Origin of the sequence: Modicisalibacter radicis, from assembly GCF_900961225.1 — a bacterium.
GTDB lineage: Bacteria > Pseudomonadota > Gammaproteobacteria > Pseudomonadales > Halomonadaceae > Modicisalibacter.
In genome coordinates, this window is the sequence record NZ_CAAHFN010000022.1 from 1 (window position 1) to 17,980 (window position 17,980).

Annotated in this window: 14 protein-coding genes; 4 read left to right on the plus strand and 10 right to left on the minus strand. The window is 67.2% G+C overall.

The features are described from left to right. The first annotated feature begins 41 nt into the window (after window positions 1-41). From HR9077_RS00850 to HR9077_RS00860, 3 genes are read left to right on the plus strand one after another with little or no spacing between them, the layout of a single operon-like run. Window positions 42-1,103, plus strand: coding sequence for an efflux RND transporter periplasmic adaptor subunit (locus HR9077_RS00850; RefSeq protein ID WP_136064409.1), 1,062 nt, complete (start codon window positions 42-44; stop codon window positions 1,101-1,103). Then, window positions 1,103-4,207, plus strand: coding sequence for an efflux RND transporter permease subunit (locus HR9077_RS00855; RefSeq protein ID WP_136064167.1), 3,105 nt, complete (start codon window positions 1,103-1,105; stop codon window positions 4,205-4,207). The genes HR9077_RS00850 and HR9077_RS00855 overlap by 1 nt, the downstream gene beginning before the upstream one ends. A 59-nt stretch (window positions 4,208-4,266) precedes the next feature. Beyond that, window positions 4,267-4,683 (plus strand): SpoIIAA family protein, encoded by a 417-nt coding sequence (locus HR9077_RS00860; protein ID WP_136064170.1) that lies wholly within the window; start codon window positions 4,267-4,269, stop codon window positions 4,681-4,683. Here the strand turns inward: HR9077_RS00860 and ku (HR9077_RS00865) are convergent. The 3 genes from ku (HR9077_RS00865) to HR9077_RS00875 are packed head-to-tail and all read right to left on the minus strand — an operon-like array spanning window position 4,680 to window position 6,902. Continuing rightward, complete coding sequence (gene ku / locus HR9077_RS00865) at window positions 4,680-5,933, minus strand: non-homologous end joining protein Ku (RefSeq protein ID WP_136064411.1); 1,254 nt, start codon at window positions 5,931-5,933, stop codon at window positions 4,680-4,682. The two genes, HR9077_RS00860 and ku (HR9077_RS00865), sit on opposite strands and share 4 nt — an antisense overlap. Beyond that, the gene (gene ku / locus HR9077_RS00870) at window positions 5,926-6,699 is read right to left on the minus strand and encodes a non-homologous end joining protein Ku (protein ID WP_136064172.1); all 774 of its coding nucleotides are present in this window, start codon (window positions 6,697-6,699) and stop codon (window positions 5,926-5,928) included. Before ku (HR9077_RS00870) ends, ku (HR9077_RS00865) begins: the two co-directional genes overlap by 8 nt. 2 nt (window positions 6,700-6,701) lie before the next feature. Further along, the gene (locus HR9077_RS00875; RefSeq protein ID WP_136064174.1) at window positions 6,702-6,902 is read right to left on the minus strand and encodes a hypothetical protein; all 201 of its coding nucleotides are present in this window, start codon (window positions 6,900-6,902) and stop codon (window positions 6,702-6,704) included. A gap of 220 nt (window positions 6,903-7,122) precedes the next feature. Here HR9077_RS00875 and HR9077_RS00880 point away from each other — a divergent pair, with 220 nt between their 5' ends. Then, complete coding sequence (locus HR9077_RS00880; protein WP_136064175.1) at window positions 7,123-8,772, plus strand: FMN-binding glutamate synthase family protein; 1,650 nt, start codon at window positions 7,123-7,125, stop codon at window positions 8,770-8,772. 24 nt (window positions 8,773-8,796) lie between these two features. On the opposite strand, the gene HR9077_RS00885 is transcribed toward HR9077_RS00880, so the two are convergent. From HR9077_RS00885 to HR9077_RS00915, 7 genes are all read right to left on the minus strand, one after another. After that, on the minus strand, window positions 8,797-9,387 hold the full coding sequence (locus tag HR9077_RS00885) for a DUF4202 domain-containing protein (protein WP_136064177.1): 591 nt from the start codon (window positions 9,385-9,387) through the stop codon (window positions 8,797-8,799). 106 nt (window positions 9,388-9,493) lie between these two features. Next, window positions 9,494-11,086 (minus strand): ABC-F family ATPase, encoded by a 1,593-nt coding sequence (locus tag HR9077_RS00890; RefSeq protein ID WP_136064179.1) that lies wholly within the window; start codon window positions 11,084-11,086, stop codon window positions 9,494-9,496. Between the two features lie 162 nt (window positions 11,087-11,248). After that, window positions 11,249-12,154: an ectoine hydroxylase gene (thpD, locus tag HR9077_RS00895; protein ID WP_136064181.1), complete on the minus strand. Its 906-nt coding sequence runs from the start codon at window positions 12,152-12,154 to the stop codon at window positions 11,249-11,251. Between the two features lie 190 nt (window positions 12,155-12,344). Continuing rightward, window positions 12,345-14,195, minus strand: coding sequence for a protein kinase domain-containing protein (locus tag HR9077_RS00900; protein WP_136064183.1), 1,851 nt, complete (start codon window positions 14,193-14,195; stop codon window positions 12,345-12,347). A gap of 18 nt (window positions 14,196-14,213) precedes the next feature. Then, entirely contained in the window at window positions 14,214-15,503 is a 1,290-nt protein-coding gene (locus HR9077_RS00905; protein WP_136064185.1) for a 2-oxo acid dehydrogenase subunit E2, read from the minus strand. 45 nt (window positions 15,504-15,548) lie between these two features. After that, a complete protein-coding gene (locus HR9077_RS00910; protein ID WP_136064187.1) occupies window positions 15,549-16,526 on the minus strand; it encodes an alpha-ketoacid dehydrogenase subunit beta in 978 nt (325 codons plus the stop codon). Then, a complete protein-coding gene (locus HR9077_RS00915; protein ID WP_136064189.1) occupies window positions 16,519-17,724 on the minus strand; it encodes a thiamine pyrophosphate-dependent dehydrogenase E1 component subunit alpha in 1,206 nt (401 codons plus the stop codon). The genes HR9077_RS00910 and HR9077_RS00915 overlap by 8 nt, the downstream gene beginning before the upstream one ends. Between the last annotated feature and the right edge of the window lie 256 nt (window positions 17,725-17,980).

The following is a 17,980-nucleotide window of genomic DNA, read 5'->3' on the forward strand; positions in this document are numbered from 1 at the left end:
CGCCCCTTGCGAGGACCCGCTTGTTGCCCCGCCGGCTCGCCATGCTGGCGATGACCCTGCTGACGTTCGCCGCCACGGCCGCGACCGCGGCCGAAGCGACCCCGGTGATCGCCGCCCGCGCCGAACTGCGCGACTGGAGCACTCCGCTCGAGGCGCTGGGGACCCTGCGTGCCGACGAGAGCGTGACGCTTTCGGCCACCCTCACCGAGGTCGTCGACGAGATCGATTTCAGCGACGGTCAGCGCGTCGAGGCCGGCCAGCTGCTGGTGCGCCTCGACGACAGCGAGGTCAGCGCCGATCTGCGCGCCGCCCAGGCCCAGCGCGCCGAGCGCAATAACGTGCTGCAGCGCTCGACTCAGCTGCAATCGCGCAATCTCGCCCCGCGCGCCGACGTCGAGGACAACCGCGCCCGGCTGCGCCAGATCGAGGCCCAGATCGAGGCGATCGAGGCACGCCTGGCCGATCACCGCATCCGCGCACCGTTCGCCGGCGTCGTCGGCTTTCGCAATATCAGCCCCGGCACGCTGGTCACGCCGGGCATGGCGCTGGTCACGCTCGACAAGCTCGACGTGGTCAAGCTCGACTTCGACGTGCCCGCGGTGCACCTCGCCGGACTGCGCCGGGGGCTCACGTTGCGTGCGCGCACCGAAAGCTACCCGGACAGCGTCTTCGATGGCGAGATCGACAGCATCGGCACGCGCATCGACCCGGTCAGCCGCAGCATCCCGGTGCGTGCCGTGCTGGCCAACCCCGACGGTCGCCTGCGCCCCGGCATGCTCATGGAAGTCGTCATCGACCGACGTCCGCGCCGGACCCTGACGATCCCCGAGGAGGCGCTGATCCCCCAGGGCGACAAGCAGTTCGTGATGCGCATCGACGACGACAACCGCGTCGAGCGTCACCCGGTCGGGCTCGGCGAACGCCGTGCCGGCGAAGTGGAGGTCCTCGAAGGCCTCAAGGCCGGCGATCTGGTAGTCAGTCACGGCACCCAGCGCGTGCGCGAAGGCGACACGGTCAGCCTGCTGGGCATCGACGACGGCGACACCGACATCGCCGAGCTGCTCGAGCGTAGCCGCACCGCCGCATCCGGGGATGCCGGCTGATGCGCCTGTCGGATATCTCGATCCAGCGCCCGGTGCTGGCCAGCGTGCTGGCGCTGCTGCTGATCGCCTTCGGCCTGCTGGCGCTGCAGCGTCTGCCGCTGCAGGAATATCCGGCCATCGACCCGCCGATCGTCAGCATCGACACGCGCTACCCCGGTGCCTCGGCCAGCGTGGTCGAAACCCGCGTCACCCAGGTGCTCGAGGACAGCATCGCCGGGATCGAGGGCATCCAGGTGATCGAGTCCTCCAGCGAGGACGGCGAGTCGGAGATCAACATCGAATTCGCCCTGTCGCGGGACATCGAGGCCGCCGCCAACGACGTCCGCGACCGCATCTCCGGCTCCGCCGACAACCTCCCCGACGAAGCCGACCCGCCCGAGGTCGAGAAGGCCGACTCGAGCGAGGAAGTGGTGCTGTGGCTGAGCCTGTCCGGCGAGCGCTATTCGATTGCCGAGCTCACCGACTACGCCAACCGCTACCTGGTCGACCGCTTCTCGGTGCAGCCCGGCGTGTCCCGGGTCCGGGTCAGCGGCGACCAGCAATACGCCATGCGCATCTGGCTCGACCGCAACGCCCTGGCGGCGCGCGACCTGACCGCGGGCGACGTCGAGGACGCGCTGCGCGCCGAGAACGTCGAGCTGCCGGCCGGCTCCATCGAATCCCAGGAGCGCCAGTTCATCGTTCGCCTGCCGCGCAACTTCGCCACCCCCGAGGATTTCCGCTCGCTGGTGCTCGTCCAGGGAGACGGCGGCTACCTGGTGCGGCTCGACGACGTCGCCCGGGTCGAGATCGGCGCCGTCGAGACGCGCACCCTCTACCGCGGCAACGGCACGCCGATGGTCGGGCTGGGCATGATGCGCCAGTCCACCGCCAACCTGCTGACGGTCTCGGAGGGCGTCACCGCCGAGCTCGAGCGCCTGCAGCCGACGCTGCCCGAAGGCATGACGCTGGCACTCAATGTCGACTCCTCGGTCTTCGTTGCCGATGCCATCGACCAGGTGGTCACGACGCTGTTCATCGCCATGACGCTGGTGGTCGCGGTGATCTTCCTGTTCCTCGGCAATATCCGCAGCACCCTGGTACCGGCTGTGACCGTGCCGGTCTCGGTGATCGCCACCTTCATCGCCCTGGCGCTGTTCGGCTTCACCCTCAATCTGCTGACCCTACTGGCGCTGGTGCTGGCGATCGGGCTGATCGTCGACGACGCCATCGTGGTGCTCGAGAACATCCACCGCCGCATGCGCGTGCATGGCGAGACGCCGCTGGTCGCCGCCTATCGTGGCACCCGCCAGATCGGCTTCGCGGTGATCGCCACCACACTGGTGCTGATCGCGGTGTTCGTGCCGCTGAGCTTCCTGCAGGGCGACATCGGCCGGCTGTTCTCGGAATTCGCCCTGACGCTGGCCGCCGCGGTGGCCTTTTCCAGCCTGCTGGCACTGTCGCTGGCGCCGATGCTGGCTTCCAAGATCCTCTCCAACGGGATGCACGAGAGCCGCCTGGCGCATGCCGTGCACGCCCTGCTCGATTTCAGCCAGCGGCTGTATCGCGCCTCGTTGCTGCGCGTTTTGAAACTGCGGCTGCTGATGGTCGCCCTGTTCGCCGCGCTGATCGGCGCCAGCGTGTGGCTGGCCGGACAGCTGCCCAACGAGTACACCCCCCGCGAGGATCGCGGCAATTTCTACATCCTGGTCAACGGCCCCGAGGGCGCCAGCTTCGACTACATGCTCGACTACATGAACGAGATCGAGGCGCGCCTGCTGCCGATGCGCGAGGCCGGCGAGATCGAGCGCGTGGTGGTACGCGCGCCGCGCGGCTACGGCAACCTCGAGACCTTCAACAGCGGCTTCGCGATCGTCAACCTGAGCGACTGGAGCCAGCGACGTGCCGCCTGGCCGATCATGGCCGAGGTCCGCGAGCGCCTGGCCGGACTGCCGGGCGTGAGCGCCACGCCGGTGATGCGCCAGGGCTTCGGCGGCGGCATCGAGAAGCCCGTGCAGTTCGTGCTCGGCGGCGGCACCTATGAGGAGCTCGCCGAGTGGCGCGACACCCTGTTCGCGCATATCCGCGACGACAACCCGGGACTGCGCGATCTCGACAGCGACTACGAGGAGACCCAGCCGCAGTTGCGCGTCACCATCGACTACGATCGCGCCGCCAGTCTCGGCGTGACCGTCAGCGAGATCGGCCGAACCCTGGAGACGCTGCTCGGCGGTCGCAACGTGACCCGCTACGTCGACGACGGCGAGGAGTACGAGGTGATCCTCGAGGGCCAGCGCGAGGCCCAGCGCAGCCCGCGCTCGCTGGACAACATCCAGGTGCGCTCGGCACGCAGCGGCGAGCTGATTCCGCTGGCCAGCCTGGTGCGCTTCAGCGACTTCGCCGGCGCGGGCACCCTGAATCGCTTCAACCGGATTCGCGCCATCACCCTCGAGGCCGACCTGGCCGACGGCTACCCGATGGGCGAGGCACTGGCCTACCTGGAACGCAGCGCCGACGACCTGCTGCCCGCCGAGGCCCAGACCGACGTCAAGGGACCCTCCCGCGACTATCGCGAATCCAGCGGCGCCACGACCTTCCTGCTGGTGCTGGGCACGCTGGTGGTGTTCCTGGTGCTGGCCGCCCAGTTCGAGAGCTTCATCCACCCGCTGGTGATCATGCTCAGCGTACCGCTGGCGATGTGCGGCGCGCTGCTCGGCCTGTGGCTGACCGGCCAGTCGCTGAACATCTACAGCCAGGTGGGGCTGGTGATGCTGGTCGGCCTGGCCGCCAAGAACGGCATCCTGATCGTCGAGTTCGCCAACCAGCTGCGCGACGAGGGGCTGGCGTTCCACGATGCGCTGGTCGAGGCCTCGGTGACCCGCCTGCGGCCGATCCTGATGACCGCGGTGACCACCATGGCCGGTGCGATACCGCTGATCGTATCGACCGGCGCGGGCGCCGAGACCCGCGCCGTGCTGGGCACGGTGATTCTCTGCGGGGTCGCCGCGGCGACGCTGTTCACGCTGTTCGTCGTCCCCGTGGCCTACGACCTGCTGGCCCGCCATACCGGCTCGCCGAAGGATGTGCAACGACGCCTGGAGCGCGAACTGCCCCAGACGCCGTGACCGGGACACGCGCCGGGAGTGCTACGCTGGGTATGTCCGTTCTCCGCGAGGAAACCGCCATGCTCGAACTGATTACCGCCCCGGCTGCGCACGTCGTCGCCCTGCGTGTCGGCGGCCGGCTCGACGCCCGCGAACTGCAAACCGCGATCGACGCCATCGAGGCCGCCAAGCGGGCCCACCCACGGGTCAGCCTGTACGCAGAACTCGATGCGCTGCGCTGGATGAGCGCCTCGGCGCTGCTGCGCGACCTGGGCTACGGGCTGACCCAGCTCGGGCAGCTGAGCCACTTCCATCGCGCCGCGGCGGTCTCCGACCACCGCTGGCTGCACCCGGTCGTCGCGGCCGAGAACCGGCTGTTCAGGCCGCTCGAGGTCCGGCTGTTCGCCAACGCCAGGAAGGCCGAGGCGATGGCGTGGGCGTGCGAACTGCCCGCGACCGACACCGGCGGCATGGGCGACCGGCGTCAGGCGGGTTAAGCGGCGCTCCGGATGGCCTCGATGAGTTCGGCCTTGGTCATCTGGCTGCGCCCGGGGATCCCCATCTCCTGGGCGCGCCGATAGAGCGCCTGACGCGACAGCTCGCTCAGCTGCGCCCCGTCAGGCTTACGCCCACGGCGCTTGGCGCTCGTCTGGCGACGCTCGCCCGCAGCGGCGCTTTTACGGCCAGCGCCTGGCTTGCCGGCCGGGGGCTGGGTCTTGTTCCCGCGCTTGGCCGTGGCGCGCTTGCTTGCTGCCTTCTTGTCATCCGCCCCCTTGTCTGAGCCCTTCTTGGCTGAACCCTCGTGCTGGCTCTGCTTGCGCGACCCGCCCTGGCGCCCCTTTGTGGTGTCGGACTGCTGCCGACTGGGGCCGCCCGTGGCGGGCGAGCGTCCTTCGGACAGGCTCTGCTTGAGGACCTGCATCAGGTCGATGACCTCGCCGCCCTCTTCGTCGTCGGCGTTCATCTCCGTATCGTCTGGCCAGATGACGTCCTCATCGCGTTCGAGCTTGTCGTCGACACGCTCGAGGATGCGCTGGGCATCGGCGTTTTCCAGCCAGCTGCGCTCGAACCGGTCGCTGGCACAGCGGTCGATCGACTCGACGATCCGGCGACGGGTGGCTTGCGCGGCGGGCTTGCGTTCGGGCAGGCCGATCGACTCGGGCGAGCGCAACTCGTCGTGATAACGCAGTGTCTCGGCCCGCAGGATGCCCCGTTCGGCGATGATCGCCACCAGGTACTGCTTGCCACGCATCACGAAGGTGGCGATCCCCGCCCGCGAAGCCGATTCCATGCTGTCCGCGAGCAATCGATAGGCACGGGTGGCGCCCTCCTCGGGCGTGAGGAAATAGGCCCGTTCGAAATAGATCGGGGCGATCTCGTCCAGTCCCACGAAGCGTTCTAGATCGATATCCTGCGATTTCTCGGGGGCCAGCGCCTCGAGTTCGTCATCCTCGACCAGCACATAGTCGTCACGCTCGACTTCATAGCCGCGTATCAACTCGCTGCCGGCGAGGATCCTGGTCTCCTTCTCGCAGTAATAGCGGCGCGCCAGCGGCGTGCCCTGGTCATCGACCATGCGCAGGCGCACCGACTTGCCGTGCTGCGCCGGATACAGCCCCACCGGCAGGTTGACCAGGCCGAAACTGATCGTTCCCGACCAGAACGGCCGAGGGCCGCGCACCGCCGATCCAGCCTTGTGCTGCTTGTCGGCATCGGTCTTCCTGGACCGCCGACGCGAATCAGCCATGGCCGACCTCCTTGAGGCTGGCTTCCAGCGCCCGGGTCAGGTCCCTGGACGGCTCGGGCCGGCGCAGCGGCGTGACCTTGACGTGCTTGCCGCGGCGCTTGTCGTCGATCATCTCCAGCACCCGCTGGCGATAGTCGTCGTGATACTCGCCCGGCTCGAAGGGCGCCTCGAGCGTATCGATCAGTTGCTGCGCCATGTGCAGCTCCTTGTCCTCGAGGGCATCTCCGGAAGGTGCCTGGAGGCTATCGGCCGGCACCACCTCGTCGGCGTGGCGCAGCGCGATCAGCATCGGATAGCCGCCATGCAGGCGCAGCGCGCCGTGATAGGTCTTGCGGCGCATGACCCAGCGCGCCAGGCCCTCGCGCTGGCTCTCCTCGAGCGCTTCGATCAAGGCGAAGTAGGCGTCCTCGTCACCATCGGGGCCCAGATAGTAGGGTCGGCTGTACCAGCGATGATCGATGCTGCGAGCCGGCAGAAAATGCTCGACGGCGATCTCCCGCGAGGATTCGGGCTCGAGTTCGGCGAGCTCGTCGCGATCGAGGACCACCAGACCGCCCTGCTCGGTCGGGTAGGCGCGCCGGCTCTCGGCGTAGGGCACCACCCGTTCGGCCACGGGGTCGACCATCACCTGGCGGACCGGAGCGCGATCCTTGCGGTGCAGCAGCCGAAAGTGCACGCTGCGATCGGCCACCGCGGCGTAGAGCCTGACCGGCACGCGCGCCTCGCCGAAGCGGAGCACGCCGCGCCACATGGCCCGGGCACCCATCGTCACCCCTCCTCCAGGCAATCGGAACAGACGATCTCCCGACTTGCGCGCAATTCGACCACGCACAGCGGACAGATCGGCTGGTCGCAACGCACGCAGTAATAGCCCGCCTCGACGTGAAAACGACGCAGGCAGGCCGGACACTCTTCGTCGCCTGCCTGCAGCCACCAGGGAGAGGCCGGGGTCGTGGAATCCTGGGTCACCGAGATGCCTCCGTAGCGCTTGTCGGATGTCTGCCGTCATTCACAAGGCTAGACGAGCCCGCACACCGTGCAACCCTCGGCGGAACCGGCAACCGGCAACCGGCGCTGGCGACGGGCAAGCCAGTCACGCACCACGCCGGCCATCGGCGGAGCCGAGCTTGCATTCGCTTACAAGCTGCTTTTGACTGGGCGGCGCATTCGACACTGGAGATATCGCCTCATGCCCGGCCCCTCGCTGCTGAGCCGCCTGCCTTTGCGCTACGCCCTTTATGTGGCAAGCATCGTCGGGCTCATCGCGTCCTTGCTGGCGAGCCTGCTGTCACCCGACTGGGGTTGGGCCGCGCTGGCATTCGCGCTGCTCGTTGCGCTGGGCAGCTACGATCTGCTGCAACGCCGCCACACGGTGAGCCGTCTCTATCCGATCCTGGCGCATCTTCGCTACGCCCTCGAGGCGGTCGGCCCGGAGATCCGCCAGTATCTCATCGAGGCCGATACCGACGAACGTCCCTACTCCCGCGAGCAGCGCTCGCTTGTCTATCAGCGCGCCAAGAACGTGGTCGACAAGAAAGCCTTCGGCTCGGTGCAGGATCTCTACGCCGAGGGCTACGAGTGGATCAGCCCTTCCCTGCAGCCGCACCACATCGCGTCACACGATTTCCGCGTGACCATCGGAGCGGTGCGCGCCAAGCCCTACTCGGCGAGCGTGTTCAACATCTCGGCGATGAGCTTCGGTTCGCTGTCGGCCAACGCCATCAGTGCGCTGAACGGCGGTGCCCGGCTCGGCGGCTTCTATCACGATACCGGCGAGGGGGCGATCTCCCCCTATCATCGTCGCGGGGGCGACCTGGTGTGGGAGATCGGCTCGGGCTACTTCGGTTGCCGCCATGAGGATGGCCGCTTCAGCGAACGGCGCTTCGTCGAGAACGCCACCCTCGAAGCGGTCAAGATGATCGAGATCAAGCTCTCGCAGGGCGCCAAGCCCGGGCACGGCGGTATATTGCCGGCCGCCAAGGTGACTCCGGAAATCGCCGCCACCCGCGGCGTGCCGATGCACCGGGACGTGATTTCGCCGGCTGGCCACAGCGCCTTCACCACACCGCGTGAGATGCTGGCCTTCATCGAACGGCTGCGCGAGCTGTCGGGCGACAAGCCGGTGGGCATCAAGCTGGCCATCGGCCACCCGTGGGAATGGTTCGGCCTGGTCAAGGCCATGCGTGAAAGCGGCACGCACCCCGACTTCATCGTCGTCGACGGCGGCGAAGGCGGCACCGGGGCCGCCCCGCTCGAGTTCATCAACCGTCTGGGCATGCCGCTGACCGAGGCCCTGCTGCTAGTCCACAACACCCTGGTCGGCGCCAACCTGCGCGAGCATATCCGTGTCGGCGCGGCCGGCAAGATCGTCAGCGCCTTCGATATCGCGCGCACCATCGCGCTGGGTGCCGACTGGTGCAATGCCGCGCGCGGCTACATGTTCGCGCTGGGCTGCATCCAGTCGATGTCCTGCCATACCGACCGCTGCCCCAGTGGCGTGGCGACCCAGGACCCGCGCCGCAGCAGCAAGCTCGATGTCGCCGACAAGACCCGACGCGTCCACCGGTTTCATGACAACACCCTCGCCGCACTGGCGGAGATGCTCGGTGCCGCGGGGCTCACCAGTACCGAAGAACTGGGTCCGGAACACGTGCTGCGCCGGGTCTCGCGCACCGAGATCCAGTCGTTGTCGATGCTCTATCCCTACCTGGAACCCGGCGAGCTGCTCGACGGTACGCCCGAGCACAGCGTCTTCCGGCGCTTCTGGCACGATGCCAGTCCCGACAGCTTCCATCCGCCGGCCGAGATCGCCGAACTGCGCCTGACCAAGCTGCGCTGAACGACGCCAGCGGGCCGGGGCTCGCTAGGCAAGGGCGCGTTCGAGCAGCCGTTGCGCGCGCGGCGACAGCGTGATCGTCAGCGCCAGCTCGTGACCGCGCGGCGACATCTTGTGCCAGGTCTTGCGCAGGATGCGAATCAGCTTGTCATCGTCGTGGCGGCTGGCGAAGTCCTCGAACTCGTGTTCGAGGAATACCAGGCAGGCGCTGTCCTCGAGCGCCTGGGCATCGGGGTCGCTGCGCAGCCGCTCCTTGCGGATCATCTGCGCGACGTGCTCGCAGCTCGCCTGGTCGTAGCCGCTCTCGCGCAGCACCGCAGCGGCGGTCTCGGCCTGGCGACGGCCCAGCTCGCGCCGCCAGGCGAGATAGCCCGGGCGGTCGCGGGGATAGTCGTCGCGCGGGATCTGCCAGCGCTGCAGATGCTGGGCGCGCACCGCCAGTTGCAGCGCCTCGGAGGCCTCGGGCGCGACGCGCGCCAGCCATTCGCTCATGCAGCGCGCATAGAAGAGCTCGTAGGGCAGCGATTCACCGGCCACCTCGATGCGTTTCGGGTCCTCGCCATGCAGCGAGTCCAGCCGGGCGGTGGCCCGGGCGAAGCGATCTCGGGATTCGGTCATGGTTTTCCCCTGGTTGGATTCGCCGATCCGCTGAGCGAAAAACGGCCCTTCGGCTACCATACGTCACCCCGGCACGGGGGTGCCATGCGCCACGACGTCGTGACGCTCAGCCGTAGACGCCCTGGCTGCGCAGGTAGTCCTCGTAGCTGCCGGTGAAGTCGGTGACGCCCTCGCCGCTCATGTCGAGGATGCGGGTGGCCAGCGACGAGACGAATTCACGGTCGTGGCTGACGAAAATCAGCGTGCCCGGATAATGCTCGAGAGCCAGGTTGAGCGCCTCGATCGATTCCATGTCGAGATGATTGGTGGGCTCGTCCATGACCAGCACGTTGGGTTTCTCGAGCGCCAGCTTGCCGAACAGCATGCGGCCCTGTTCACCGCCGGAGATCACCTTGACCGACTTGCCGATGTCGTCGTTGGAGAACAGCATGCGGCCCAGCGCCCCGCGGATCGCCTGCTCGCCGCCGTCGGTCCACTGCGCCATCCAGTCGTAGAGCGTGGCATCGAAGGCGAAGGCGTCGGCGTGGTCCTGGGCGAAGTAGCCCACCTCGGCGGCATCGGTCCACTTCACCGTGCCGCGCGTCGGCGCCAGCGAACCGGTCAGACAGCGCAGCAGCGTGGTCTTGCCGACGCCGTTGGGGCCGATGATTGCCACCCGTTCACCGGCCTCGACCTGCAGGCTCAGGCGCTCGAACAAGGGCGCCGCTGCATCGTAGGCCTTGGTCAGGTTCTCGACGCTCACCGCGCCGCGGTGGATCTTGCGATTCTGCTCGAAGCGTATGAACGGACTGACCCGGCTCGAAGGCTTGATCTCGTCGAGCTTGATCTTGTCGATCTTGCGCTGACGCGAGGTGGCCTGCTTGGCCTTGGACGCATTGGCGGAGAAACGGCTGACGAACTGCTGGAGCTCGGCAATCTCCGCCTTCTTCTTGGCGTTGTCGGCATGCAGGCGCTCGCGGGCCTGGGTCGCCGCGGTCATGTACTCGTCGTAATTGCCGGGAAACAGCTGGATCTCGCCGTAATCGAGATCCGCCATGTGGGTGCAGACGCTGTTGAGGAAGTGGCGGTCGTGGGAAATGATCACCATGGTGCTGCTGCGCGCAGTCAGCACGCCTTCCAGCCAGCGAATGGTATTGATGTCCAGGTGGTTGGTCGGCTCGTCGAGCAGCAGCACGTCGGGATCGGAGAACAGCGCCTGGGCCAGCAGCACGCGCAGCTTCCAGCCCGGCGACACGGCGCTCATCGGACCGAAATGCTGAATCTCGGGGATGCCCAGTCCGAGCAGCAGCTCGCCGGCACGCGCCTCGGCGGTGTAGCCGTCGAGTTCGGCGAACTGGGTTTCCAGGTCGGCGACGCGCATGCCGTCGGCCTCGCTCATCTCGGCCTGGGCGTAGATCGCCTCGCGTTCGGCGGCGACCTGCCAGAGTTCGGCGTTGCCCATGATCACCGTGTCGATCACCCGGTACTCTTCGTAGCCGAACTGGTCCTGACGCAACTTGCCCAGGCGGGTGCCGGGCTCGAGCATGACCTGGCCGCCCGAGGGCTCCAGCTCGCCGCCGAGGATCTTCATGAAGGTCGACTTGCCGCTACCGTTGGCGCCGATCAGGCCGTAGCGGTTGCCGTTGTTGAACTTGACCGAAACGTTTTCGAACAGGGGCTTGGCCCCGAACTGCATGGTGATGTTGGCTGTGGAGATCACTAAGGGGTCCAATCGAAGAGGGGCCGGAATAGAGAGGCCGACGCGGCAAAAGTGCGCGATTGTACCGATTTGCCACGATTTCTTCACCCGTAGCCAGTCGGCCTGGCACAAAAAAGGCACCCCGTCGGGTGCCCTTGAAGCGGCCATACAGCCTGCCACGGCCTACTCGACCGGCGTCAGCGGCCGCCAGTCCTTGCGATTGGCCAGGAACTCGGGGCGCGGACGATTGCCGCAGTACGGGTCGTGCAGGGTGTTCTCGACGCTGTTGTAGACGAAGAACAGATTGCTGCGCGGCCAGCACGACATGTTGATGTTCGAGCCGTGCAGGGTGTTGCATTCGAACATCACCAGCGAACCGGCGGGCCCCTTGGGCGCTTCGATATCGCCCTTGACCATCAGGTCGCGCAGGCTGGCATCATCCGGCACACCAATGTCCTGACTCTTCAGCGACTCCTTGTAGTTGTCCTCCGGGGTACGCCCGACACACGGCACGAAATATCTGTGCGAGCCGGGGACCAGCATCAACGGACCGTTGAACTCACCGTTGTCGGTAAGGATGATCGAACAGCTCACCGAGCGCATGCGCGGCATGCCGTCCTCGCTGTGCCAGGTCTCGAAGTCGGAATGCCAGTCGAAGCCCTTGCCCTTGAAGCCGGGCTTGTAATTGATGCGCGACTGGTGGATGTAGGCATCGCCGCCCAGGATCTGCTGGACCATGCTCAGCAGTCGCGGATCGCGGGTCATCCGACTGAAACGTTCGGATACTTCGTGAATGCCGAAGATCGAGCGAATCTCCTCCTTGCCGGGCTCGAGAACGGTGCCTTCCGACAGCTTGAGATCCTCGTCGCTCTCGTAATCGCGCAGTTCCTGCAGGAACGCGGCCATCTCGTCCTCGCCGAAGAAGCCTTCGAAGGACAGAAAGCCCTTGCGGTCGAACTCGTCGAGCTGCTCTTCGCTGAGCGGTCCCTTGCGTTGCTCGCCTTCGCTATGGACCACCGGGTCGATACGCTCGAACATCCCCAATTTGCGTTCCAGGCGGGTCGGGAACAGGTCTTGAGTCTCTTTCATCGCAAACTCCTCCATTAGTCTGCTGTGATGCGGCGCACTGCCGTCCGTCCTGTAAACGTAGTTGGGGAGGCAGGCCCCAGCAACGCCGCGTTGTTACTGCCTGTCGCCTTCCTGGCGACCCCAACGAGGTTACGCCTCCCTCGGGCGTGTGTATTTATCGTGGGTTAAATGAACGGGCAGTCGCCGCGTCTCACCGGTCTGGCGCCTCGGCCGCTTCGCTGCGCGGATCCCTGGGATAGAAGCGCGCCGGCAGTCGCTCGATATGCGTGAAGACCTTGGTGTCCTTGTAGGGCATCTTCATGTAACCCGACACCCCCAGCCCATTGATCTGCGGCACCGCCGCCAACATGGCATCGAGGCAGGCGCGGAACTCGGCCTCGCGCGCAGGATCGAGCAGCCGGTAATAGCTGTGGATCTTGAGGTGGGTGGGCAGCGCCTCGAAGATGATCAGCCCGGTGTGGTGGATGGCATTGAGCGCCTCGAGCTGGGCCATGATCGCCGCCGGCAGCTGCAGGAACTCCTCGGGGTCGGGGCCATCCTCGAAGTACGAGTGCACCCGGGTATGATCCTCGAGATCGGGCGCCGCGCTGACCTCGCAGGGCAGCGTCATTCCCGGCGCCGGCTCGAACGGCGCCTCGGGCGAATCACGGTCGATGTGCAGGGTGTCGCGGGCGTTGAACAGGCAGCTCTTGAACACTCCGCGGCGGTAGATCGCCCGCGCCAGCGAGACCATGTTGTTGACCGCCGCGACGAACGCCGTCTTGAGTTCGAGGTCGTGCAGGTTGAGCACGCTGTCGATGTACACGCCGTCGCTCTCCCAGCGCACCGCCAGTCCACCGACCACCGGGTAGCGACCGAGCCGGCTGACCGCGGCGAGAAACGCCTTCTCGGTCTCGCCCATGCCCTGCATGAAGTTCTTGTAGTAGCGGTCGAGCTGCACGTCGTTGACCGCGTTCAGGGTGTCGCTGGCGGCCTCCTCGCGCAGGAACGACTTGCGCGAGCTGTAGACCACGGTGTCGATCCCGCGGTTGCTGGGCCTGACCCACACCGGCACGTGCGCGGTCTCCGGCGGCTCGGCCAGGTCGAGCATCACCAGCCGCGAAAGGCGCGGCATCTCGCTGATGAAATGGTCGCCGGCGCGACGACGCCGTGCCGGGTCGGGGTCGAGCAGCGCCTCGAGCATCCGCGCGAACTCGACGGGCAGGCCCAGCGCGGTGGGCGGAATCGCCCGGTGGCCGAAGCGGCACGACTGCGCCGAGGCCAGCGCGTACAGCGTGGCCGCCGCGCCCTGCTCATCGAAGCGCGGCGACGACAGGCCGCCGTTCAACTGCTCGTCGCCGATGAAATAGACGTCGCCGAGCCGTGCATTGGTGTGCTGCAGGTCGGCGGACATCAGTTCCATGACGTTGGCGGTCACGAACTGATGGCCGGCGTCCAGCTGGGCGAATACCGACGAGCCCCAGTCGATCAGCGCGATGCGCTCGGTGGCCGGGTCGAAGACCAGGTTCGAGGGCTTGATGTCGCCATGCACGATCGGTCGCTCGTGCGGCCCGTTCTCGCGACGCAGATGCCGCAGGATGTCGGCCAGCTGGGCGGCGATGCGCACCACCAGCCGCGGCGACAGCCGACCGTGGCGGAGCGAATACTCCTCGAGGTTGACCCCCGGGGCGCGCTCCATGACCAGGATCGACTGGCGGTTGAGGCGCTGGTAAGCGATCAGCCGGGGCACGCGTGGATGATCGACCTGCTCGAGCATGAACGCCTCCTCCTCGAGGCGGTCCTGCAGGTGCTGCGGCAGGGTGATCCGCGAGAACTTGAAGACGTGCGCGGCGTCGTGACCAGCAGCCTGCGGCAGCACCCCGGCGAACACGAAACCGTAGGCGCCCTTGCCCACCAGTTCGATGGCGCGGTAGCCGAGCTGTTCGAGCTGACCGCGGCACAGCGCCACCCAGTCCTTGAGCTTGCGGGCATCGTCGTGGCTGAGCAGGTAGATCGACTGCTCTTCGGGAATGTAGAACTGCTCCAGGGTTTCCTTGGCCATGACGACGCTCCCGACGGCTCAGTGCATCTCGAGCAGCATCGATTGCGGATCCTCGAGATAGCCCTTCCACTGGTTGCAGAAGCGCGCGATGGTGCCGCCGTCGATGATCCGGTGATCGCCCGACCAGGTGACGGTCATGATCGCCCGCGAGACCACCTGCCCGGTCGCGTCGAAGCGCGGCAGCCACTGCGTGCGGCCCAGCGCGACGATCGCCACCTCCGGCAGGTTGATGATCGGCGCGGCGTAGGTGCCGCCCAGCGCGCCGATGTTGGAGATGCTGATCGTGCCGTCGGCGAGATCCGCCTGGCTGACCCGGCCCTCGCGGGCGGCCTCGGTCAGCCGCACCACCTCGCGGGCGGTCTCGATCAGGCTCAACTGCTCGACACGCTTGACGTTGGGTACCAGCAGGCCCGCCCGGCTGTCCACCGCCATGCCGATGTTGCAGTGCGGCTGATAGTGGATTTCGCTGACGGCGTCGTCGACCCGGCTGTTGAGCAGCGGGTGGCTCTGCAGCGCCAGGGCCAGCGCCTTCATGATCAGCGGCATCAGCGTGAGCCGCGTGCCGGCCGCCTCGGCCTGCGCCTTGAGCCGCTCGCGCAGCGCCAGCAGCTCGGTGACGTCGATCTCGTCGCCATAGCTGAAATGCGGAACCGTCGTCGCCGACTCGGTCATGCGCCTGGCCATCACCGCGCGCACGCCGCGGATCGGCTCGACCCGCGCCGCGCCCGGACCTGCCTCGGAGGCCTGCTCGGCCGAACCCTCGCCGTCGCCGTGCTTTTCGAAGGCCAGCACGTCCTCCTTGAGCACCCGGCCATGCTTGCCGGAGCCGGGGATCGCCGACAACGATACGCCGAGCTCGCGCACCAGCCGACGCACCGCGGGGCTCGCCGGGATGCGCCCATGCGGGCCGCCGGCGGACTGATTCGCCGCCGCGCCCCGCGGCGTTTCGCCGTCGGCTTCGTTCGGCCGCGCCGGTGTTTGGCGCTCGGCGGGTATCTCAACCGCCGGGGGCTGGCCGCTGTCATGCGCCGTTTCGTGCTCGGCATCACCTGCCGCGTCGTCATCGGCGCGCTCCAACGGCGTGTAGGCGAACAGCGGCGAATGCACCCGGGCATTTTCCTGCTGCCGGTAGTAGAGCCGCGTCACCCGCCCCGCTTCGGGGGCGGTGATCTCGACCAGCGCCTTGTCGGTCATCACCTCGACCACCGGCTGGTCCTCGGCGATGGTGTCGCCCTCGCCGACCAGCCACTTGACCAGCTCGCACTCGACGATGCCTTCGCCGATGTCCGGCAGTATGAAATCACTCATGGTTGTCTCCTGAAATCGCCCGGGTTGCCGGTCGATCCATCATGTCTAGAATTCGATGGCCTGCTTGATCGCTTCGAAGATCTTCAGGTGATCGGGCAGATACTCCTTCTCCAGCGTCAGCGGGAACGGCGTATCCAGGCCGGTCACCCGGGCGATCGGCGACTCCAGGTAGAGGAAGCAGCGGCTCTGCACGGTGGCGGCGATCTCGGCGGCGAAACCGCCGGTCAGCGGCGCCTCGTGGGTGATCACCAGCCGGCCGGTCTTGAGCACCGATTCGACCACCGTCTCGGCGTCCCACGGCAGGATGCTGCGCAGGTCGATGACCTCGCAGGAGATTCCCTCCTTGGCGGCGAGTTCGGCGGCCTTGCCGGCCACCTCCATCTGCGCCCCCCAGGCCAGCAGGGTGATGTCGTCGCCCTGCCGGGTGATTTCCGCCTTGCCCAGCGGCAGCTGGTAATCCTCCTCGGGAACCTCGCCGGTGGAGGCCCGGTAAAGCCGCTTGGGCTCGAAGAACAGCACCGGATCCGGGTCGCGGATCGCCGCCAGCAGCAGACCCTTGGCCTGGTGCGGATTGCGCGGCACGACGATCTTGAGCCCGGGCGTGTGGGCGAAGTAGGCCTCGGGCGACTGCGAATGGTAGAGCCCGCCGGAGATACCGCCGCCGTAGGGCGTGCGCAGAGTCAGGCCGCCGACGTTGAACAGATTGCCCGAGCGATAGCGAAACTTGGCGGTCTCGTTGACCAGTTGATCGAAGGCCGGAAAGATGTAGTCGGCGAACTGGATCTCGGCGACCGGCACCGAGCCCTGCGCGGCCAGGCCGTTGGCGAAACCGACGATGCCCTGCTCGACCAGCGGCGTATTGAAGCACCGGTCGCGGCCGTACTTGTCCTGCAGGTGACTGGTGGCGCGGAACACCCCGCCGAACACGCCCACGTCCTCGCCGAAGCAGATCACCCTGTCGTCGTCGGCCATCGCCATGTCCAGCGCCTGGTTGATGGCCTGCAGCATGTTCATGTCAGGCATCGCGAGTGCCTCCCTGCTCGGCTTCGAGGCTGGGCGCGCTCTTGGGGTAGGCCTCGGGATACTTGCGGATATGCGTCTTGAGCGCCTCGAGCTGGTCGGCGAGCGCCGGCGTCACCTGGTGGTAAACGTCGCTGACCAGGCTGTCCAGCGGCGGCGGCGGACGCTTCTCGGCGCGTTTCATGGCCTCGAGCACCTCGCGCCGACGGGTTTCCTGCTCCTGCTTCTCTTCGCCCTCGCTCCACCAGTCCTGGCCCTCGAGCCACAGCTTCATGCGCAGCACCGGATCCTTGTCGCGCCAGGCTTCCTCCTCCTTGCGGCTGCGATAGCCCGAGGGGTCGTCCGACGACGAGTGCGCGGCGAGGCGGTAGGTCATCGCCTCGATCAGCACCGGCTGGTTGTGCTCCACCGCCAGCTTGCGCGCCTCCCGGGTGGCCTGGTAGACGGCGAGAATGTCGTTGCCGTCGACCCGGATCACCTTCATGCGGTAGCCGAAGGCACGCGGTGCGATACCGTCGGCGGAGAACTGCTCGATCGCCGGCGTGGAGATCGCGTAGCCGTTGTTGCGGCACAGGAAGATCACCGGCACGCGATGCACCGAGGCCATGTTGAGCGCGGCGTGGAAGTCGCCCTCGGAAGCGGCACCCTCGCCGAACACGGTGATCGTGCAGTGGCCTTCGCCAGCCAGCTTCTGGCCGTAGGCGTAGCCGGTAGCCTGGGGAATCTGGGTCGCCAGCGGCGACGAGATGGTCAGGTAGTTGAGCTTTTTCGAGCCATAGTGCACCGGCATCTGCCGGCCGCGGCCGTAGTCGCGGTCGTTGCCGAACAGCTGGTTCATGAACTCGTCGACGCCAAAGCCGCGATAGGCCAGCGCGCCCTGCTCGCGGTACTGGGCCATGATCATGTCGCCATCGTCGAGCGCCGCGGTACTGCCGATCACCGTGGCTTCCTCGCCGGTGGACTGCATGTAGAAGCTCAGCCGACCCTGGCGCTGGGCGGCGAGCATGCGCTCGTCGAGCACACGGGTGAACAGCATGGCGCGGTAGATGCGCAGTGCCTTGTCCTTGTCGAGCGGTGGAAGCCTGGCATTCCTGTAGGGCGTGCCGTCCTGCTTGAGCAGCTTGAACACAGGGATGCGGAACTCGTCGCCGTTCATGAAGTCGGGCCGGTGAATGACGCGGGGCCTTGTTGTTGTGCTCATGTCGGTTTCCTTGTCGGCGCCCGGATCGCGGGCGCATGGATGGCGCGATCGACACCTGTGGCGTCGCGGCGGCCTTGTGGGCTGCCGGTCTCGCCGGATGGGCCCGGGAGCGAAGCCATGGCGGGCCCGCCTCCCGCCACTCTAATGCCAGCGACACCGCCGGGGGATCGGCGCTTGGTCGTAGACATCGGGCCGGCGGGCTGGCCGGTTGACGTTAACGTAAGATAGAGGATCGGCAACGCAACGTCAGCCATTG